The sequence below is a fragment of the Devosia ginsengisoli genome (genome assembly GCF_024707105.1).
GTDB classification, from domain to species: Bacteria; Pseudomonadota; Alphaproteobacteria; order Rhizobiales; family Devosiaceae; genus Devosia; species Devosia ginsengisoli_A.
The window spans coordinates 811,871-831,521 of record NZ_JANQAJ010000011.1; the positions used below are offsets into that span (position 1 = coordinate 811,871).

Genomic DNA, 19,651 nt, shown 5'->3' on the forward strand with positions numbered 1-19,651 from the left:
GCCCGAGGGTGACGATCGTTGTTGGTGGGAACGGAAGAAACCTACAACGTGAAATGGCCGCGCAGGATGAGGAAGACCGCAGTGGCGGGGATGATCAGGTCGGCAGCGCGGTCGATGGCTTCGGGCGGATAGCTGCCTTCGGCGTCGAGGGCGTTGATGGTGCCCAGGAGATCGTTGCCGGCCATGATGGGGATGCTGAGGGAGCTGTTGCAGCCGAGGGTGCGGATCAGCGCCAGATCGGGGAACTGGCCTTCCATGCCTGAAGCCGTGTTGATGGCCGTGATGCGGCGCTCGGTCTGCATGCTGCGGAACCAGTCGTCGAGGACGATGGGTTTGGTGCCGAGCAGAGGATAGACATCGGGGTGGCTGGAATAGACGCGGCGGACCTGCATCGCGGCCATGTTGATGGCCGTGAGGGTGAAGAGGTGGGCCGGGATAATGGTCGCGGCGAGGTCGTGCAGTGCCCTGCCCGTTTCGGCCGGATCGGCATAGCGGGCGAGTTTTTCCTCGAAGGCGCGGAAGGGGGCGGTCATGCGCGCCACCGGCGGCGTTCGCCGGCAGTAGTAGCCATGGGCGCGAGGATCGGGCCGTCGGTGGAGACGAGCTGGTCGCGGCCATTGGCCTTGGCGAGGTAGAGGCGGTTATCGGCGGCCTGCAGCAGATCGCCGGAGGGCGTATCGCCATCGCCGGAGGCCAGACCAATGCTGACGGTGACGGCGAGGTCGGGGGCGAGGTCGGACCATGACGTGGAGCAGATGGCGACGCGGACGCCCTCGCAGAAGGCCGCGGCGGTGGCTTCGGGCGCGTCGGGGAAGATCAGCGCGAATTCCTCGCCACCGAGGCGCGCGGCGTGGCCATGGGGACCGATCTGGGCGACGATGGCCTGGGCCACGCGCTGCAAGACCGCGTCGCCGACAATGTGGGAGAAGCGGTCGTTGATCGACTTGAAATTGTCGAGATCGACAATGGCGATGGCAATGGGCGTGCCGGCCAGACGGTTGAGGATCTGGTCGAAGCTGCGGCGGTTGGCGATGCCGGTTAGCGGATCGCTGAGGGCCTGATCGGCCAGGGTGGCGGCGCGGCTGCGCAATTGTTCGGTCTCGGCGCGGATTTCCTCGACGCGGGCACGGCGGCGGGCGGTTTCGCCCGACTGGCGCACATAGAGAGTGTGGAACCGCTTGTGCAGCGCCAGCGCGGCGGCGGTTTCGCCCAGGGCTTCGAGGATTTCGGCCAGCTTGCTGGCGGTGTTGGCCTGATGGTCGATCTGGGGGCTCTGGTCGGCCAGGGCCAGCGCATCGGTCATGACCGCGCGAGCCTGGTCAAGGTGGCCGGCGCGAAACAGGACGTCGCCGAGCGTATAGAGATAATGGATGCGCAGGCTGATGCCGGGATCGCCGGGCAATGCGGCGCTGCGTTCGAGATATTTGAGGGCAAGGTCGTAGCGGCCCTCGAGGCCCAGCATTTCGGCGGTATTGCCCAGGGCGACGCGCAGGCTCCAGTGGTCGCCGCTGCTCTCGGCCTTTTCGATGGCGCTTTCGGTCAGCTCGATGGCTGCCTCGCGTTCGCCGATGGCGCGCTCTTCCTCACCGAGCGTGTCGGCTTCGGCGGCGAGCCTGGCGTGGCAGAAACCGAGATTGAGCAGGTAATAGCCTTCGGCGGCGACATTGGTCTGGCTGGCGGCAACGGAAACGGCGCGTTCGAGCAGCTCCATGCCCAGGTCGATTTCGTGGCACACGGCCAGCACAATGCCCTTGGCATTGAAGGTGAAGGCGAGCACGGGGAGGTCGGTACCGGCTTCGGCGAGCCTGACGGCCTCCTCGGCCAGCTCGAACGCCTCGTCGCTGAAACCCAGATCGAGGAAGAGAATGGCCTCCACGGCCATGGCGCGGGCGAGTTCGACCGTATCGTCCTGACGCTGGCGCAGCCACCGGGCGCCCATGGCGCATTCCAGGCCCTGCTCGGCCAGGCCCAGCTTGTAGCAGCACCAGGCCATTTCGCAGAGGCAGGCGGCCATCAGTTCGCCGTTGTCATCGGCTTCGGCCTCGGCATAGACGGCGCGAAACTCGACCATGGCCTCATCGCAGAGGCCCGCGCGCAACAGGTGCGTGCCCCGCGAAAATCCATCAACCAAGGCCGCAGTCGGTTCTGTCACTGGCCGCTCTCAGTGCGTTGGATCGACAATATAAACCGGATTCCGTCGCCAGAATACTAATTGCCGACAATATTTAGGCGACGAACACTGTTACGTGATCACTCGGCGGGGAATAGTTTCCAGCGGCGCGGGCGGAAGGAGAGACGGGTCTTTTCGCCGGCGGGATGGTCGAAGGGCAGATCGACCTCGACGAGATGGCCGGCGCCGCCGATTTCGAGCTCGACACGACGGGTGCCGCCGACGCGGCGCGCGGTGGTGACGACGCCGGCCAGCGAGGCATCGGCCTCGATGAGGTCGACATCATGCGGGCGGAAGAACAGGCGCGCATTGCCCGGCTTGGCGTCGCCCGCGGGCAGGCCGATGGCGCGGCCACCGACCCAGAGCTCGTTGTTTTCCACCACGACCGGCAGGGTGCTGGATTCGCCGATGAAGCCGAAGACGAAGGGCGAAGTGGGATAATCATAGACCGTGTCGGGGGTGCCGACCTGTTCGATCTTGCCCTGGCTCATGACGCAGAGGCGGTCAGAGAGTTCGAGGGCTTCTTCCTGATCGTGGGTGACGAAAACCGTGGTGTGGCCGGTGCGGTCGTGGATTTCACGCAGCCACTTGCGCAATTCGCGGCGCACCTGGGCGTCGAGCGCGCCGAAGGGCTCATCGAGCAGCAGCACGGCCGGCTCGATGGCGAGGGCGCGGGCCAGAGCAACACGCTGGCGCTGGCCGCCGGAGAGCTGGTTGGGATAGCGTTTTTCGAGGCCGGACAACTGGACGAGATCGAGCAGTTCCATGGCGCGGCGGCGGATTTCACCCGAAGGGGGACGGGTGGAGCGCGGGCGGACCTTGAGGCCGAAGGAGATGTTTTCGAGGATCGTCATATGGCGGAACAAGGCATAGTGCTGGAATACGAAGCCGATATTGCGCTCCTGCACGCTCTTTTCCGATGCGTCGACATCGCCGAAGAAAATCTTGCCCTGGGTGGGCATTTCGAGGCCGGCAATGAGCCGGAGCAAAGTGGTCTTGCCTGAACCCGAGGGGCCGAGCAATGCGATCAGCTCGCCCGAATGAATATCGAGCGACACATCGTGCAGCGCTGGAAACCGGTCGAATTCCTTGCGCACGTTCTGAACGCGAACTTCCATAGACACCTAATCCCGTAATCAGTGACCGCCGCCGGCTGCGATTTCGTCGCCGAAACGCCATTCCAGAGCGGTCTTTAGTACCAGCGTGACCAGCGCGAGCAAGGCCAGCAGCGACGCCAGGGCGAAGGCCGCCGCAGCATTATATTCATTGTAGAGCATTTCCACCTGCAAGGGCATGGTGGTGGTCTGGCCGCGGATCTTGCCCGAAACCACGGCGACGGCGCCGAATTCGCCCATGGCGCGGGCATTGCAGAGCAGCACGCCATAGAGCAGGCCCCATTTGATATTGGGGAGGGTGACGCGCCAGAAGGTCTGCCAGCCGTTGGCGCCGAGCGAGAGCGCGGCTTCCTCGTCGCCGGTGCCCTGATCCTGCATCAGGGGGATAAGCTCGCGGGCGACGAAGGGGAAGGTGACAAAAATGGTGGCCAGCACGATGCCCGGCAGGGCGAAAAGCACTTCGATGCCGTAGCTCTTGAGGAAGGGGCCGAGGAAGCTCCCTGCCCCGAACAGCAGCACATAGACCAGGCCGGAAATGACCGGCGACACCGAGAATGGCAGGTCGATCAGGGTGATGAGGAAGGCCTTGCCCTTGAATTCGAACTTGGCGATGGCCCAGGAGGCGGCCAGGCCAAAGACGACATTGAGCGGCACGGCAATGGCGGCAACCAGCAGGGTGAGGCGGATGGCGGCCTGCGCATCCCTTTCGCCCAGAGCCGCGAAGAAGGCGCCGACGCCCTTGACGAAAGCCTCGTGGAAGACGGCGTAGAGCGGCAGCAGCAGGATGACCGCCATGAAAAGCAGGGCAATGCCGATCAGCGTCCACTGAACGAGCGGGCTTTCGCTGGTGGGGGAAACCCGGCGGTGGACGCGGGCGCGCAGCTTAGTTGCTGCCATAGCCATACCTCCGGCGGGACCAGGCCTGGATCAGGTTGATGACGAAGAGCAGCGCGAAGGATAGCAGCAACATCACCGTGGCGATGACGGTGGCGCCGACATAGTTGAATTCCTGCAGGCGGATATAGATCAGCAGCGGGGCAATTTCGGAGACGAAGGGGATATTGCCGGCGATGAAGATGATGGAGCCGTATTCGCCGACGCCGCGGGCGAAAGCCAGAGCGAAACCGGTGAGAATGGCCGGGGTGAGGCTGGGCAGGATGATGCGGGTGATGGTCTGGAAGCGGCTGGCGCCGAGGGTGGCGCTGGCTTCCTCGACCTCGTGGCTCACCTCTTCGAGGATGGGCTGGATGGTGCGGACGACAAAAGGCAGGCCGATGAAGATCATGGCGATGACAATGCCCGATGGCGTGTAGGCGATGCGCCAGCCGAGGGGGGCGAACAGGGCGCCAATGGTGCCGTTCGGCGCGTAGATGGCCGTTAGGGCGATGCCCGCCACGGCGGTGGGCAAGGCGAAGGGCAGATCGATGATGGCATCGAAGATGCGGCGACCGGGGAAGCGGTAGCGCACCAGGACCCAGGCGATCAGCGTGCCGAAGACGACATTGACACCGGCAGCGATGAGCGCGGTGACGAAGCTGACGCGGAGGGAGCCGAGCACGCGCGCGTCGGTGGCGGCTTTCCAGAAGCCCTCGGGGCCGAGGCCGGCAGAGCGGATGGCCAAGGCGAGCAGCGGGATGAGGATGATCAGCGAGAAATAGGTCAGCGTGAAACCGAGCGTCAGCCCGAAGCCCGGGATGACACTGGGCTGGCGGAAACTCCAGCCACGACGGGGCGCAAACGAAACGGCGGCGCTCAAGCGGCAGCCCTTGATATGGCAGACGTCATTGCGGCAGATTCGGCGCAGTACATGTCGACCTCTCAACCCGGTTCGGCGACAATAACTCTATCGTCCCAGTCGAGTTTCTCAAGGTTCAGCAATGGCGTTTGGTTAAATGTCGGGAGAAAAAATTTCCGAAATGGAGGGGTTGAGAAGATTTCGGTGGAGTTGGAGGGGGCGGATTAGCGGATGGGGAGAATAATGGTGCGCGGTGCCCATCTTCAGATCATGCCCGCGGTAGCATTTCAGGATGGATCCCGGCTCAAGACCGGGATGACATCGCGATAGAAGCGGCAACGGGCCAATGCTATTTCGGCGGGGTCCAGAGCGGGGTTTCGCGCTGGAGGGGCGCCATGGCGGTGATGTCCTGGCCGCGGCGCATGGCGATGTTCATGCGGAAGGAATTGCCAATACGCTCGGAGCGCTCGACGAAAAGCGCGGCAATGTCGGGCGGGCAGATGCTCTCCACGGTGCGGCGGAAGAGGGCCAGCCAGCGCATGAAATGAGGATCGGCGAGTTCGGGAATGGCCATGTGCTTGGGCATGGGGCGACCGCCATAGCGACCGGTGCCCAATAGCATGGAGCTCCAGAAATCGGTAATGAGATCGAGGTGGTGCGGCCAGGCTTCGGGGGCGATGATGCGATTGAAGATGGGGCCGATCAGCGGATCGCGGCGCACATCGGCATAGAAGCTGTCGACCACTGATCGAATCATGGCTTCGTCGAGCCCTGCGGGCGTTTCCCAGCCGACGCGCTGGTGGCGGGTGCCGACGGGCGGACGCGGATTGGAGTCGCTCATGCGTCAGCCTCGCGGATGGCGTAGCTGCAGCGGCGTCCGCCATTGACGATATGTTCGTTGCGCTCGATTTCGGCGCCGGGACCAAGCACCGCGCGGAAGACATCGAGCTCGGCGCGGCAGAAGCCCTGGCAGGCGGTGGCGGCGGCGCAGATGGGGCAGTGATTTTCGATGAGGACGAGGGAACCGTCGGGCTCCTCGCGCCAATCGGCCATATAGCCTTCGGCGGAGCGCAGCTCGGCCAGGGCGGCGACCTTGTCGCGCAGGCTGGTGCGGTCGGCCAGTTCGGTCTCGTAGGCAGCGCGGGTTTCGGCTTCGCGGATGGAGATCAGGGTATCGAGGGCTTCTTCGCCCAGCGATTCTTTGACGATACCGAGCAGTTGCACTGTCAGCGCGGCATGGGTGTCGGGGAAGCGCGACTGGGCCGATGGGGTGAGGCTCCAGCTCTGGGTGGGGCGCCCTACCCCCTGGCCTCGCTGGTGGCAACGACCAAGCCTTCTTCCGCGAGACGCGCGAGCTGCTGGCGGGCGGCTTCACCTGTGGTGCCGAGCTTCGTTCCGATGGCGGAGGCCGAGAGGGCACCGTGCATCTTGAGCGCCATCAGCACCCGTTCGGCGGGGCTGCGCGGTGACCATGCTACATTGTCGGCAGTTGCGTCGCGTGGGGCAACATTTTCCAAGTTCTGACTTGACATATTGGCGCCAGCGGTTTTCAAAGTCATCACTTGGAATAAACGGCGACGCGGCGGAATGCAAGCGCCGGTGTTGTCGCATCCCCGATCCAGCGAAAGGAACCGAAAATGGCCTTTGAACTTCCCGCCCTGCCCTATGCCCATTCTGCCCTGGCCGAGCGCGGCATGAGCCAGGAAACGCTGGAGCTGCACCACGACAAGCATCACCAGGCCTATGTGACCGCACTCAACGGGTTCGTGGAGAAGAATGCCGATCTGGCCGGCAAGTCGCTGGAAGACATCATCGCCTTTGCCAATGGCAAGGCGGAGCTGGTGCCGGTGTTCAACAATGCCGGGCAGCACTGGAACCACATCCACTTCTGGAATGCGCTGTCGCCCAAGGGCGGCGCCCTGCCCGGCAAGCTCGAAGGCAAGGTCGTGAGCGATTTCGGCTCGATCGAGGCGTTCAAGGAGCAGTTCAAAACCGCCGCGACCACGCAGTTCGGGTCGGGCTGGGCCTGGCTGGTGCTGGGAACGGATGGCAAGCTGAAGGTGACCAAGACAGCCAACGGGTCCAATCCGCTGGCGACCGGCGAAGGCAAGCCGCTGCTGGGGCTCGATGTGTGGGAGCACAGCTATTACGTCGACTTCCGCAACCGGCGGCCGGACTATGTGACGAACTTCCTCGACAAACTGGCGAACTATGAGTTTGCCGAAGCGAATTTGGGGTAAGGCGCTCCAAGGTATAGCTTGGTGTCATCCCGGCCTTGAGCCGGGGTGACACGGTGAGTGTGGGGCGTCGGGATCAGACAGAGGTTCCGCTTTCGCTGGAATGGCCCGTTGGGTAGAACAAACGCACGTCGAGAAGAATCGTGAATATAGTTATGGCCGATTTCGACCTGCCCGACGCCATGCGCCTGCGTCCGCCGCGACAACCGGTGGTGGGCAATGCCGAGTTCCGGGCCGCCATGTCGGGCATGGCGACGACCGTGAGCGTGGTGACGGCACGGCGTGGCGACGAGCGGATCGGGCGGACGGTGACATCCATGCTGTCGCTGTCGATGAATCCGCCGACCATCCTCATTTCCATCGACATCATGAGCCGGCTGGCCGACCTGATCGCCAAGACAGGCGGCTTTTCGCTGGCACTGCTGGCGGATGACCAGGCCGCGGTGGCCGACGCCTTTGCCGGGCGGGTGGAGCCGGAAGAACGGTTCAATGCCGGGCAATGGAGCCAGTGGCCGTCGGGGCATCCGATGCTGCTGGGAGCGGTGACGGCGCTCGACTGCGACGTGATCGGCTCGATGGAAACGGGAACCCATGTGCTGTTTGCCGGCGCCATCATCGAGGCGGAGACGACGGCCAGCCGCTCGCCGCTGCTGTGGCAACGGCACGACTATCGCGGGCTCACCGGGCTCGACTGACGCGCGCGAAGCTGCCAAGCTGACGCGATTGATTGCGTCGCGCCGGCAACTCCCTGCCGGCTTTGACGTTTCCTCCGTCGAGGGAGGCCCTTATGCCCCGGTTCTACTTTCACTATCGCACCGATGACGAACTGATCCGCGACACTGACGGCAGCGAATTGCCGGACCTGGAGGCGGCCGAGCACAATGCGGCGGCCCTGGCCAAGGCCATTGTCGAGCGCGCCGCAAGCACGGGCGGCGATACGCGGATACCGCGCTCGATCGAGATCACCGACGCTGACGGGGAAGAGCTGCTGTATCTGGTGTTCTGGGCCGGGCCGAAGGTGGGCAGCGACGGGGAGGAGATTGCTCCGGTGCCGCCGACGACGGTACATTGAGGGGGATGGGGGCCTTGAGCTACTCACCAGCATTAAAGCATGGGATGGCGCAGAACCCCTCACCCTCGAAAATCCGCTGAACGCGGATTTTCTACCCCTCTCCCACAGGGGCGAGGGGGAACTCCACTCCCGATTGCTCGCTCCCAGTTCAAACAAAAACGCCGGCCTCGAGGGCCGGCGTTTCGCGTGTTGCGGGGAGATTATTGGGCCGGGGTACCGGTGTAGATCTGGTCGAAGATACCGCCGTCGCCGAAGAAGCGGGGCTGGGCTTCGCGCCAGCCGCCGAAATCCTCGATGGTGACGAGGTTGACCTCGCCGAAGAGGGCGACATCCTCGGGGCTGGCCAGTTCGGGCTTGAAGGGGCGGTAATAGTTGGCAGCAGCGATGGCCTGACCTTCGGGGGAATAGAGATATTCGAGGTAGGCCTGGGCCAGATCGGTATTGCCCTTGCGCTCGGCATTGCCGGTAACCAAGGCGACCGGGGGTTCGGCCAGGATCGAGATCGAGGGGGTCACGATGTCGAAGGCGTCGGGGCCGAGTTCGTTGAGAGCCAGGTAGGCCTCGTTTTCCCAGGCAAGCAGGACATCGCCGATACCGCGCTGCACGAAGGTGGTGGTGGAGCCGCGGGCGCCGGTATCGAGCACGGGGACATGCTTGTAGAGGTCGGTGACGAAAGCCTGCGCGGTTTCATCGGAGCCGCCGGGCTGTGCCTTGGCCCAGGCCCAGGCAGCGAGCAGGTTCCAGCGGGCGCCGCCCGAGGTCTTGGGGTTGGGCGTGATGACTTCGACGCCGTCCTGGATCAGATCGCCCCAATCGAGGAGACCCTTGGGGTTACCCTTGCGGACCAGGAACACGATGGTCGAGGTATAGGGGGCGTTGTTGTTTTCGAGCGTGCCGCGCCAATCGGCCGGGATCAGGTTGGGCGCCTCGTCGGAAATGGCGTTGATGTCGGATTCCAGCGCCAGGGTAACCACGTCGGCTTCCAGACCATCGATGACGGTGCGGGCCTGGGCGCCGGAGCCGCCATGGGTCACCTGAACGGCGACCGTTTCGCCGGTGGTTTCCTGCCAGTGGGCGACAAAGGCCTCGTTGAACTGCTGATAGAGCTCGCGGGTGGGATCGTAGCTGACATTGATCAGCGTGCGGTCCTGACCATGCGCCGTCACCGCGAAACCAAACGTCAGGGACGCGGCGAGGGCGGCATAGGCAATAAATTTCGGTGCGTTCTTCATCTCTGTCTCCGCTGAGATCGAATGAGCAAAAGACTACCAGACGAGTAGTGTATCGCAAGGCGAGCACTCGCGCCAATCGCGGCGCGGAGAAAACATTTTGCTGCATTCGTAACAAGATCGAGAAAAGGACCATCGCGAACGATCCGGAGCTTATTATTGCGCAAATTCATTCCAGAGTATGACCGAAGCGCTAATTTTGAACTGGGTGTCACCGAGGCATCGCGGAGCGGCACTATTGTGCGAAGGGATGGCAGACAGCGGCGGGCAGGCTGCTAGACTGGCAAGGCGAGTTGGGGAGTCGATGAATGGATATGGGTCAATCGAACCGTCCGGCGCTGCTGGACCGGGCTGCGGCATTGGCAAATGATGATGCGGGCTTTGCCCGGTTCTTCAAGGCGGCCATCCTGGCCACCGACAGCGAGGACCTGGCGCGCCAGAAGCCGCAGCAGTTCGAAGCCGCCCTGCGGCATTCCTACGCGCAATTGCTGGCTTATTCGGGCGATAACAGCCGGCTGACGGCGACGCTGCCGCAGACATCGGGCGATCCGCTGGTGCTCGATATCATTTCGCCAGACATGCCGTTCATCGTGGACAGCGCGCTGGCGGCCCTGCGGACGGCGGGCGGCACGGTGCGCATGTTCACCCATCCGGTGGTGCGCATGGAAGGCGGCGCGGTGAGCGAGGCCAGCGGACAGGCGCTGAGCGTGCTGCATATCCACAGCGACCCGGTGGCCGATGTCGCGGCGCTGACGGCGGAAATCGAGAGCACAATGGCCGAGGTGACCCGGGCCGTGCGCGACTGGCAGCCGATGCTGGACCGGCTGCGACAGGCCATCGGCACTCTGGAGCAGAGCCCGGCGGCGCAGAAGGACGAGCCGCTGCGTTTCCTCGACTGGCTGATCGAGCATAATTTCACTTTCCTGGGGATGCGCGAATACCGGCTTGATAGCGACGGGCTGGAGCCGGTCGGTGGCAGCGGGCTGGGCATATTGCGCGATCCGGATATGCGGGTGCTGCGCAGCGGGCCCAATTTCGTGGAAACCACGCCGCAGCACAGCGCCTTCATGGACTCGGACGAACCGCTGCTGGTGACCAAGGCCAATGTGCGGGCGCGGGTACATCGGCGCGCACATATGGATTATGTCGGCATCAAGCTGTTTGGCGATGGCGGCAAGGCAGTGGGCGAATTGCGCATTGTGGGGCTGTTCACAGCGCAGGCGCAGGCGACACCGCATACCGAAGTGCCGATCATCCGGCGCAAGATTGCGGAGGTGATGCGCAAATCGGGCGTGGACCCGCTGGGGCATGACGGGCGGGCGCTGCTGAGCGCGCTCGATTCCTATCCGCGGGACGAATTGTTCCAGATCGGCACCGAGCAGTTGTTCGAATTCGCCGCGGCGATTGCCGCGCTGTATGACCGGCCGCGGGTGCGGGTGCTGCCGCGCATCGACCGCTTCGACAATTTCGTCTCCATTCTCGTCTATGTGCCGCGCGACCGCTATGACGGGGAAGCGCGGGCGCGCATTACGCGCTACCTGGCGCAGGCCTATGACGGGCGCGTTTCGGCCTTTTATCCGCATTTCCCCGAGGGGGAGTTGGTGCGGCTGCATGTGATCATCGGCCGGGTTTCCGGGCCGACGCCACAGCCGAGCCGCGGGGAACTGGAAGCGCGGGTGGATGCGCTGACTTCCAATTTCGGCGACATGCTGGCGGCGACGGCGGATGACCCCGCTGCGGTCAGCGATTATCGCGGGGCGTTTTCGACGGCGTATCAGTCGCGCAATACGGCGGCGGATGCGCATGCCGATATCGATGTGCTGCGCGGGCTGGGTGACGGCGCGGGCGTGGCCATCCGCCTGCGCGAGCGCAAGGGGGCCGATGGCTCGCTGGGGCTCAAATTCTACCACCGGGAAAGCGCCATTCCGCTGAGCGACCGCGTGCCGATGCTGGAAGCCTTCGGGTTCCGGGTGATCGACGAGCGGACCTATACGGTGGTGCCGCGCGACGGCGTGGAGCGGTATCTGCACGACATGGTGCTGGCGCCAGCCGATGGCGGCGCCTTCGACATAGCGGCGCGAGGCGACGCCGTCGAGGCGGGGCTGCTGGCGGTGTGGGACGGGCTGGCCGAGAGCGACCAACTCAATACGCTGGTGAGCCGGACCGCGCTGGGCTGGACCGATGCGGCCCTGCTGCGGGCGCTGGCGCGCTATCTGCGGCAGGTGGGGATATCATATTCGCAGCGCTATATCGCGGCCGTGCTGGTGAAGCAGGCCGAGGCGGCTGCAGCGCTGGTGGCTTTGTTCAATGCGCTGCACGACCCTGATGAAGCCGACCGCGAGGCGGCGGCGGAAGCGGCCCGGGGACGGATCGCGGCGGCGCTGGACGCGATGGCGTCATTGGACGAGGACACGATCGTGCGCCGGTTCCAGAACCTGGTGGAAGCGGCGGTGCGGACCAATGCGTTCCAGCGGGATGCGGATGGCGGGCGGATGCCGGCACTGGCCATCAAATTCGACAGCGCCAAGGTGGACGGCATGGCCGCGCCGCGGCCCTATCGGGAAATCTCGGTCTATTCGCCGCGGGTGGAAGGCGTGCATCTGCGGTTCGGCGCCATTGCGCGCGGCGGCATCCGCTGGTCGGACCGGCCGGAGGATTTCCGCACCGAAGTGCTGGGGCTGGTCAAGGCGCAGCAGGTGAAGAATGCCGTGATCGTGCCTGTCGGCGCCAAGGGCGGTTTTGCGCCCAAGCGGCTGGTGCCGGGCATGGCGCGCGAGGCGTTCCAGGCGGAAGGCACGGCGGCCTATACGATCTTCATCGGGGCGCTGCTCGACGTGACCGACAATCTGGTCAATGGCGAAGTGGTGCCGCCCAGGGACGTGGTGCGGCGCGACGGGGACGACCCCTATCTGGTGGTAGCGGCGGACAAGGGCACGGCGAGCTTTTCGGACACGGCCAACGGGATCGCCACATCGCGTGGCTTCTGGCTGGGCGACGCCTTCGCCTCGGGCGGCTCGGCCGGCTATGACCACAAGGAAATGGGCATTACGGCGCGCGGCGGCTGGGAAACGGTAAAGCGGCATTTCCGCGAAATGGATCGCGATATCCAGCGCCAGCCATTCACCGCGGTCGGCGTGGGGGACATGAGCGGGGACGTGTTCGGCAATGGCATGATGCTGTCGCCGCAGACACAACTGGTGGCGGCATTCGACCACCGCGACATCTTCATCGACCCCAATCCCGATGTGGCAGCGAGCCTGGCCGAGAGGCAAAGGCTGTTCGCCCTGCCCCGTTCGAGCTGGCAGGACTATGACAAGGGGCTGATCTCTGATGGCGGCGGGGTGTTTTCGCGGAGCCTCAAATCGATCCCGCTAAGCGCGGAAATGCAGGCAGCCCTGGGGCTGACGGCAAGTCACGCGACACCGGCGGAGGTGATCACGGCCATTCTCAAGGCCGAGGTGGACCTCTTATGGTTCGGCGGCATCGGGACCTATATCCGCGCGAGCCTGGAGAACAATGCCGAGGTGGGCGACCGGGCCAATGATGCCATCCGCATCACCGGCAGCGATGTGCGGGCCAAGGTGGTGGGGGAAGGCGCCAATCTGGGCGTAACGCAGCGCGGGCGCGTGGAATATGCGCTGAAGGGTGGGCGGATCAATACCGACGCCATCGACAATTCGGCGGGGGTGAATTCGAGCGACCTCGAGGTCAATATCAAGATCGCGCTGGCGCCCAAGCTGGCGGATGGCTCGCTGGCCATCGAGGCGCGCAATGCGTTCCTCGAAACGATGACCGACGAGGTGGCGGCGCTCTGCCTGCGCAACAACTACCTGCAGGGGCTGGCGCTGTCGCTGGCCGAGCGGCCGGGGCTGGGCGAATTGCCCGACCATCGCGAGCTGATCGAGCGGCTGGAAGCGCGCGGGCTGCTGGACCGGGCGGTGGAATTCCTGCCTGGCGATGCGGCGCTGGATGCGCGGGCCAATGCCGGCAAGGGGCTGACGCGGCCGGAGCTGGCTGTGATCCTGGCCTATGCCAAGCTGACGCTCTATGCTGACCTGCTGGACGGCAAATCGATCGACGACGCCTATCTGGCGGGCGAGCTTTACCGCTATTTCCCCGAAACGCTGCATAATGCCTATCCGGAAGCGGTGGCGGGGCACCGGCTCAAGCGCGAGGTGATCGCCACGGTGCTGGCCAATGCGATGATCAATCGCGGCGGGCCGGCCTTCGTCTCGGAACTCACGGCGGCGACCAGCGCCAGCCCGGGCGAAGTGGCCCTGGCCTATGCGGCGACGCGCGACGCTTATGGGCTGAGCGAACTGGACGCCGCCATCGACCGGCTGGATGGCGCGGTGGGCGGGGCGGTGCAACTGGAGCTTTATGCCGAGGTGATGGCCCTGCTGCGGCAGGAAACGCTGTGGTTCCTGCGCAATGCCGACGTGACGCAGGGGCTGACCGGACTGGTGCAGCGCCATGCCGCGGGCGTTTCGGCACTGCGCGTGATGCTCAGCAGCACCCTGCCCGCCTCGCTGGCCGAAGGCATTGCCACGCGCGTGGTGGAACTGGCCGAACAAGGGGTGCCTGAGGCGCTGGCGCGGCGGATCGCCGAACTGCCGGTGCTGAGCTATGCCAGCGATATCGTGCTGGTCAGCGAGCGGTCAGGCGTTTCGGTGGCGGATGGAGCGGCGGCCTTCTTTGGGGTATTCGCGGCGTTCGAACTGTGGCCGGTGATCGAGCAGGGCCGCGAAATCCTGCTCAGCGACCGGTTTGACCGCATGGCGCTGGACCGGGCACTGGCCAACCTGATGCGGGCCCAGCGCGACCTGACGGCCGATGTGCTCAAGAGCGAGGGCGGGCTGGAAGGCTGGACGGCGCGACCGGGCATTGCGCGTACGGCGGCCGCCGTGGCGGAGCTGACGCATGGGGAACTGACGGTGTCGCGGCTGAGCGTGGCGGCGGGGTTGCTGGCGGACCTGGCGCAGGAGGTTTGAGGGCATATTCCGCGTTCGGTACATGCGGCTCACCCCCACCCTCACTCCCTCCCCACAAGGGGGAGGGAAGCCTGACCGGTGGATGAGACAATATTGGACCACTAACATCGCCCGTGCGCCTCCCCTCCCCTCGATGGGGAGGGACCGAGGGTGGGGTGAGGCCACGCGCACCGATACAGCGAAAGTCGGCCTTGTGCGTAGCCAAGGTATCAGGACACTGAGGGCAACCCCGGAGTATCCCGATGACCACCACCCTCGCCCAATGGCTTGCTGCCCAGCCTGTTGATCCGAAACTCGCCTCGGTGGTGGCCACCATGGCTGATGCGAGTGCGGAGATTGCCCTCTGTGCTCCGGCTGGCGCCGATTGCGGGGCAGACGGGGCTGGCGGGGGCGACCAATGTGCAGGGAGAGGCACAGAAGGCGCTCGACGTGATCTCAAACGACATTGTTTTGAATCACATAAAGCGAAATCCGCAGATTTCGATTCTGGTGTCGGAAGAGCTGGATGAAGCAGTTCACATCGAGAATCAGGGCGCGTTCATGGTGGCGACGGACCCGTTGGACGGGTCTTCAAATCTCGACGTAAACGTTACTGTTGGCACGATTTTTTCGGTGCTGGATGCGCGCAAGGGCCTGTTGCAGAAGGGCAGCGCACAGTTGGCGGCGGGATATGCCGCCTATGGGCCGGCGACAAGCCTGGTGCTGACGTTCGGGGCTTCGACATCCGTGTTCACACTCGATGGAAGCGGGACATTCGTGCTGACGGTGGAGCGGGTGACGGTGGCGCCGGCTTCGGGGGAATATGCCATCAATACGGCGCGGGAGCGGTTCTGGGATGCGGCGACGCAGGGCTATGTGGCCGAGAATGTCGCGGGGGAAACCGGAGCGGCGGGCAAGCGCTACAATATGCGCTGGGTCGGCTCGATGGTGGCGGATATCCACCGCATCCTGATGCGGGGCGGGATTTTCATGTATCCGCTCGATAGTGAGACCGTGAGCAAGGGCGGGCGGCTGCGGCTGCTGTATGAGGCCAATCCGATGGCGCTGCTGGTGGAGGCGGCCGGCGGGAAATCGACGACCGGGTGGGAGAAGATACTCGATCTGCTGCCGACGGGGATTCATCAGCGGGTGCCGGTGATTTTGGGATCGGCGGAAGAGGTTGAGCGAGTGGAGGGGTGGTACGCGCGTGGGTAGTGCGGTGCCACGACCTCGTGGTTCGACGGGCTCACCATGAGGTCTACTGCACGGTTCGCACCGGAATTGCAACGTTGCTAAACCCCCGCTATAGCTCGACTTATGAGGAGCCGGTGCGTGACATTGCCGGCCGGGAGTTATCATGACCGACGCCAAGCTGACGCTGCCCAAGACCAATTCGAGCCCGTGGCCGAACCGGCCGTTTCACCGGCAGTATCTGATGCGGCAGGCCAATAACCTGTTCGATTTCTTCGAGGCGCCGTCGATGAATCCCAAGGGCGGGTTCTTCGAGCTGGATGACGACGGCAATCCGCTCGATGCCGACAATGCCAACAGGCAGATCCATGTCACCACGCGCATGGTGCATTGCGCGGTGCTAGGCAGCCTGATCGGGCGGCCGGGATCGGACGAGATCGTCGACCATGGCATGCGCTATATCTGGGACAAGCATCGCGATCCGCGCCGGGGCGGCTATGTGTGGAGCCTCGACGATGCGGGGGTGACCAACGGGGCCAAGCAGGCCTATGGCCATGCCTTCGTGCTGCTGGCGGCGTCGAGCGCGAGTCTGGTGGGGCATCCGCTGGCCGGGCAAATGCTGGCTGACGTGACCGAGGTGATCAATACGCGGTTCTGGGACGAGAAAAGCGGCTCGGTGCGGGACGAATATAATCATGACTGGTCGCAACTGCTGCCCTATCGCGGGCAGAATGCGAACATGCATATGACCGAGGCGCTGATGGCGGCCCATGAGGCGACGGGCAACCGGGATTACCTCACCAAGGCCGAGCGGATCGCCGAGTTGATCATTCTCAAGAACGCCGTGCCGCTGGGGCATCGGGTGGCCGAGCATTTCGACGAGAACTGGGTGCTCGACAAGAATTACGAGGGCAATGAAATGTTCCGCCCCTCCGGCACGACGCCGGGGCACTGGCTGGAATGGGCGCGGCTGCTGTATCAGCTCTGGGTTTTGGGCGAGAAGCGGCTGAGCTGGATGACCGGGGCGGCACGCGCGCTGTTCCAGCAGTCGATCGAGCTGGGCTGGGACAGTGTGCATGGCGGATTTTTCTATACGCTGGACTGGGACAACAAGCCCATCATGCGCGAGAAGCTGTGGTGGCCGGTGAGCGAGGCCATCGGGGCGGCCGCCTATATCTCGGCCTTCGACAATGAGGACTATTTCCAGGCCTGGTATCGCAAGCTGTGGGACTATGCCGAGAACCACGTGATCGACCACAAGCGCGGCGGCTGGTTCAGCGAATTGAAGGAAGACCTGACCCCGACCTCGCGCCTGTTCGTGGGCAAGCCGGATATCTACCACGCGCTGCAGGCCTGCCTGATCCCGCTCTATCCCACCAATGGCAGCCTGACCAAGGGGATCATCGAGGCGGATCATACGGAGAAGCACCTGGTTTAGGGGGCCTTCCTTCTCCCCTTGAGGGAGAGGGAAGACCTTGGTGCATGTTGCCAGTGCAGCGATGGGCGCGTAGATCAGCGGCAGATGAGGGAGCCCGTTATGTCACGATCCAACCGCCTGCCTGCCCAATTGCCGCGCCTGCTGGTGGAGCGCGCGGTGGCTGCTGCGCTGGAGGAGGATCTGGGGCTGGCGGGCGACCTGACCAGCCAGGCGACACTGGCGCCCGAGGCGTGGGCGACGGCAAGCCTGTCGGCGCGGGAGCCGGGGGTGATTGCGGCGCTGGACCTGGCGGCGGCGGCGTTCCGATTGGTGGGCGATGGCGTGAGCTTTACGCCTGAGGTGGCCGACGGCGACAGGGTGGCGGCGGGCGATGTGGTGGCCACGGTGGCGGGCCCTGCCCGGCTGGTCATGTCGGCGGAGCGCGTCGCGCTGAATTTCCTCAACCATCTGAGCGGCATTGCCACGCTGACGCGGGACTATGCCGATGCGGTGGCCGGGACCGGGGCGCAGATCTGCGATACGCGCAAGACCACGCCGGGATTGCGGGCCTTCGAGAAATATGCGGTGCGCTGTGGCGGCGGGGCCAACCATCGCTATGCGCTGGATGACGCTATCCTGATCAAGGACAACCATATCGCCGTGGCCGGCAGCGTGACGGCGGCCTATCAGGCGGCGGAGGCCTTTGCCGGGCATCTGGTGGCCATCGAGATCGAAGTCACAACATTGGCTGAGCTGGAGGAAGCGCTGGCGGCTGGCGCGCGCGTGGTGCTGCTCGACAATATGGACAATGAAACGCTGCGGCAGGCCGTGGCAATCAATGCCGGGCGGGCGAAGCTGGAAGCCTCGGGCGGGGTGAAGCTCGACCGGGTGCGGTCGATCGGCGAGACGGGGGTGGATTATATTTCCACCAGCCAGATCACCATGGCAGCCACGCCGCTCGACCTGGGGCTCGATGTGGTGGTGGAGCGCTGACATGGCCCCTGACGGGCAGGCGCCGACCGATGCAGCGCTGACCGCACTAGTGCTGGAGGCGGCCATGGTGGCTGCACGAGTGATCCTCGATGTCTATGCGCGCCCCATCACGGCGGTGGCCAAGCTGGATGGCTCGCCGGTGACGGAGGCGGACCGGGCGGCGGAGGCCGTTATTCTCGATATGCTGAAGCCGACGGGCATTCCGGTGCTGGGCGAGGAAAGCGTCGCCGCCGGGATTATTCCTGACCTGGGGGAACGCTATTTCGTGGTCGATCCGCTTGATGGGACCAAGGAATTCATCAAGCGCAATGGCGAGTTCACGGTGAATATCGCGCTGGTGGAACAGGGCGCGCCGGTGCTCGGCGTGGTGCTGGCGCCGGTGACGGGAGAAACCTTCATCGGCGATGCCTCGGGGGCATGGTTCTGCAATATGACGGGTGGAAGCGCATCGGAAAAGCGCGCGATTTCAGTGGTTTCGCGCGAGCGGCTCCGCATCGTGGCGAGTCGGTCGCACGGACATGCGGCGCTGGCGGCTCTGTGCGAGACGCTGGATGTGGAGGCCGATGTGTCGGTGGGCTCGTCGCTGAAATTCTGCCTGCTGGCGCGCGGCGATGCGCAGCTCTATCCGCGTTTCACCCCGACCTCGGAATGGGACACGGCGGCGGGACAGGCAGTGCTGGAAGCGGCGGGCGGCGTGGTGATCACGCTGGACGGACAGCGGATGCGCTACGGCAAGGGGGACCTGGCCTTCCTCAATCCGTATTTCGTGGCGGCGGCCAGTGATGAGCTGGCGCAGCGCACGGCGGCTGAAATGGCCCGATTGCTGGGTTAAATCGCCAGCCATGCAACCTGATCTTAACTGGTCTACCCAATCTGTGGGGTCCAGGAACTTGCGCGATTCACGCCGAACCTATACAGGACCGGCATATATCGGCCCGGCATATGGCCCGGCGGAGTCAGCGCATGAACGTCAGAACCCTTTGTCTATCGATCCTCTACGAGGGCGAAGCAACCGGATATGAAATCCGGCGGCTTTGCGTCGAAGGCGAATGCTCGTACTTCATCGAAGCGAGCTTCGGTTCGATCTACCCTGCCCTCGCCAAGCTGGAGGACGAGGGTCTCGTTACCAGCCGGACCGAACAGCAGACCGGCAAGCCGGCCAAGAAGGTCTATTCCATCACCGAGGCGGGCCGCGCGGCCTTTGCCGAGGAACTGGCCGGTCCGCTGGGCGACGACATGTTCCGCAGCCCCTTCCTGCTGTTTGCCCGTTTCGCGCATATTTTGCCGCGCGAACTGGTCGAGGCACGGGCCAACGAATTCCTGCAACGAACTATAGACGGTCATCGCAAGCTCGAGGAAGCGTTCGCCGAACGCGGCAGCAATGCGGGTGACACATGGGTCATCAATTACGGACGTGCAATGATGGAGGTTGCCGAACGGCACATGCGCTCCCATATGCACGAACTGATCAATTTGGCGAAAGCCGAGCCGAAAAAAGACGCGGCTGAGTAAAGGGGCGAAT

At 64.4% G+C, this 19,651-nt stretch carries 16 protein-coding genes and 1 pseudogene; 9 read left to right on the forward strand and 8 right to left on the reverse strand.

Going from position 1 to position 19,651, the window contains the following annotated elements:
• Positions 1-41: 41 nt before the first annotated feature.
• From NVV79_RS17975 to NVV79_RS18005, 7 genes and pseudogenes are all read right to left on the reverse strand, one after another.
• A complete protein-coding gene (locus tag NVV79_RS17975) occupies positions 42-533 on the reverse strand; it encodes a hypothetical protein (protein WP_303992089.1) in 492 nt (163 codons plus the stop codon).
• Complete coding sequence (locus NVV79_RS17980) at positions 530-2,071, reverse strand: diguanylate cyclase (protein WP_303992092.1); 1,542 nt, start codon at positions 2,069-2,071, stop codon at positions 530-532. Before NVV79_RS17980 ends, NVV79_RS17975 begins: the two co-directional genes overlap by 4 nt.
• 179 nt (positions 2,072-2,250) lie before the next feature.
• A complete protein-coding gene (locus NVV79_RS17985; protein ID WP_303992095.1) occupies positions 2,251-3,288 on the reverse strand; it encodes a sulfate/molybdate ABC transporter ATP-binding protein in 1,038 nt (345 codons plus the stop codon).
• Between the two features lie 18 nt (positions 3,289-3,306).
• Positions 3,307-4,182 carry a sulfate ABC transporter permease subunit CysW gene (cysW, locus tag NVV79_RS17990; protein WP_303992098.1) on the reverse strand — a complete coding sequence of 292 codons (876 nt, stop codon included), beginning with the start codon at positions 4,180-4,182 and terminating at the stop codon, positions 3,307-3,309.
• On the reverse strand, positions 4,169-5,041 hold the full coding sequence (gene cysT / locus NVV79_RS17995) for a sulfate ABC transporter permease subunit CysT (protein ID WP_303992100.1): 873 nt from the start codon (positions 5,039-5,041) through the stop codon (positions 4,169-4,171). Before cysT ends, cysW begins: the two co-directional genes overlap by 14 nt.
• A 328-nt stretch (positions 5,042-5,369) precedes the next feature.
• Entirely contained in the window at positions 5,370-5,861 is a 492-nt protein-coding gene (locus tag NVV79_RS18000; protein ID WP_369684741.1) for a group III truncated hemoglobin, read from the reverse strand.
• Positions 5,858-6,459 (reverse strand): annotated as a pseudogene (locus NVV79_RS18005) (helix-turn-helix transcriptional regulator). The gene NVV79_RS18000 and the pseudogene NVV79_RS18005 overlap by 4 nt, the downstream one beginning before the upstream one ends.
• Positions 6,460-6,657: 198 nt before the next feature.
• On the opposite strand from NVV79_RS18005, the gene NVV79_RS18010 reads away from it, so the two are divergent.
• From NVV79_RS18010 to NVV79_RS18020, 3 genes are all read left to right on the forward strand, one after another.
• Positions 6,658-7,260 carry a superoxide dismutase gene (locus tag NVV79_RS18010; RefSeq protein WP_303992103.1) on the forward strand — a complete coding sequence of 201 codons (603 nt, stop codon included), beginning with the start codon at positions 6,658-6,660 and terminating at the stop codon, positions 7,258-7,260.
• 140 nt (positions 7,261-7,400) lie between these two features.
• Positions 7,401-7,952 carry a flavin reductase family protein gene (locus NVV79_RS18015; RefSeq protein WP_303992106.1) on the forward strand — a complete coding sequence of 184 codons (552 nt, stop codon included), beginning with the start codon at positions 7,401-7,403 and terminating at the stop codon, positions 7,950-7,952.
• A gap of 92 nt (positions 7,953-8,044) precedes the next feature.
• Complete coding sequence (locus NVV79_RS18020; RefSeq protein ID WP_303992108.1) at positions 8,045-8,329, forward strand: hypothetical protein; 285 nt, start codon at positions 8,045-8,047, stop codon at positions 8,327-8,329.
• A gap of 200 nt (positions 8,330-8,529) precedes the next feature.
• On the opposite strand, the gene NVV79_RS18025 is transcribed toward NVV79_RS18020, so the two are convergent.
• Entirely contained in the window at positions 8,530-9,561 is a 1,032-nt protein-coding gene (locus tag NVV79_RS18025; protein WP_303992110.1) for a sulfate ABC transporter substrate-binding protein, read from the reverse strand.
• A gap of 305 nt (positions 9,562-9,866) precedes the next feature.
• Between NVV79_RS18025 and NVV79_RS18030 the strand changes: the two genes are divergently transcribed.
• The 6 genes from NVV79_RS18030 (at position 9,867) to NVV79_RS18055 (ending at position 19,641) form a co-directional block, all read left to right on the forward strand.
• Positions 9,867-14,549 (forward strand): NAD-glutamate dehydrogenase, encoded by a 4,683-nt coding sequence (locus tag NVV79_RS18030; protein ID WP_303992112.1) that lies wholly within the window; start codon positions 9,867-9,869, stop codon positions 14,547-14,549.
• Positions 14,550-14,894: 345 nt separating this feature from the next.
• Positions 14,895-15,743 carry a class 1 fructose-bisphosphatase gene (locus NVV79_RS18035; protein ID WP_303992115.1) on the forward strand — a complete coding sequence of 283 codons (849 nt, stop codon included), beginning with the start codon at positions 14,895-14,897 and terminating at the stop codon, positions 15,741-15,743.
• A 142-nt stretch (positions 15,744-15,885) separates the two neighbouring features.
• Positions 15,886-17,157, forward strand: coding sequence for an AGE family epimerase/isomerase (locus NVV79_RS18040; RefSeq protein ID WP_303992118.1), 1,272 nt, complete (start codon positions 15,886-15,888; stop codon positions 17,155-17,157).
• 99 nt (positions 17,158-17,256) lie between these two features.
• Positions 17,257-18,129 carry a carboxylating nicotinate-nucleotide diphosphorylase gene (nadC, locus tag NVV79_RS18045; protein ID WP_303992121.1) on the forward strand — a complete coding sequence of 291 codons (873 nt, stop codon included), beginning with the start codon at positions 17,257-17,259 and terminating at the stop codon, positions 18,127-18,129.
• A gap of 1 nt (position 18,130) precedes the next feature.
• Positions 18,131-18,961 carry a 3'(2'),5'-bisphosphate nucleotidase CysQ gene (gene cysQ / locus NVV79_RS18050; protein ID WP_303992122.1) on the forward strand — a complete coding sequence of 277 codons (831 nt, stop codon included), beginning with the start codon at positions 18,131-18,133 and terminating at the stop codon, positions 18,959-18,961.
• A gap of 131 nt (positions 18,962-19,092) precedes the next feature.
• The gene (locus tag NVV79_RS18055; RefSeq protein ID WP_303992124.1) at positions 19,093-19,641 is read left to right on the forward strand and encodes a PadR family transcriptional regulator; all 549 of its coding nucleotides are present in this window, start codon (positions 19,093-19,095) and stop codon (positions 19,639-19,641) included.
• Positions 19,642-19,651 lie beyond the last annotated feature (10 nt).

Excerpts from the sequence above, each read along its gene's own strand:
- NVV79_RS17975 (WP_303992089.1), bottom strand. The coding sequence starts at position 533 with ATGACCGCCCCCTTCCGCGCCTTCGAGGAAAAACTCGCCCGCTATGCC.
- NVV79_RS17980 (WP_303992092.1), bottom strand. The coding sequence starts at position 2,071 with ATGGTCGAGTTTCGCGCCGTCTATGCCGAGGCCGAAGCCGATGACAAC.
- NVV79_RS17985 (WP_303992095.1), bottom strand. The coding sequence starts at position 3,288 with ATGGAAGTTCGCGTTCAGAACGTGCGCAAGGAATTCGACCGGTTTCCA.
- cysW (WP_303992098.1), bottom strand. The coding sequence starts at position 4,182 with ATGGCAGCAACTAAGCTGCGCGCCCGCGTCCACCGCCGGGTTTCCCCC.
- NVV79_RS18000 (WP_369684741.1), bottom strand. The coding sequence starts at position 5,861 with ATGAGCGACTCCAATCCGCGTCCGCCCGTCGGCACCCGCCACCAGCGC.
- NVV79_RS18010 (WP_303992103.1), top strand. The coding sequence starts at position 6,658 with ATGGCCTTTGAACTTCCCGCCCTGCCCTATGCCCATTCTGCCCTGGCC.
- NVV79_RS18020 (WP_303992108.1), top strand. The coding sequence starts at position 8,045 with ATGCCCCGGTTCTACTTTCACTATCGCACCGATGACGAACTGATCCGC.
- NVV79_RS18025 (WP_303992110.1), bottom strand. The coding sequence starts at position 9,561 with ATGAAGAACGCACCGAAATTTATTGCCTATGCCGCCCTCGCCGCGTCC.
- NVV79_RS18030 (WP_303992112.1), top strand. The coding sequence starts at position 9,867 with ATGGATATGGGTCAATCGAACCGTCCGGCGCTGCTGGACCGGGCTGCG.
- NVV79_RS18040 (WP_303992118.1), top strand. The coding sequence starts at position 15,886 with ATGACCGACGCCAAGCTGACGCTGCCCAAGACCAATTCGAGCCCGTGG.
- nadC (WP_303992121.1), top strand. The coding sequence starts at position 17,257 with ATGTCACGATCCAACCGCCTGCCTGCCCAATTGCCGCGCCTGCTGGTG.
- cysQ (WP_303992122.1), top strand. The coding sequence starts at position 18,131 with ATGGCCCCTGACGGGCAGGCGCCGACCGATGCAGCGCTGACCGCACTA.
- NVV79_RS18055 (WP_303992124.1), top strand. The coding sequence starts at position 19,093 with ATGAACGTCAGAACCCTTTGTCTATCGATCCTCTACGAGGGCGAAGCA.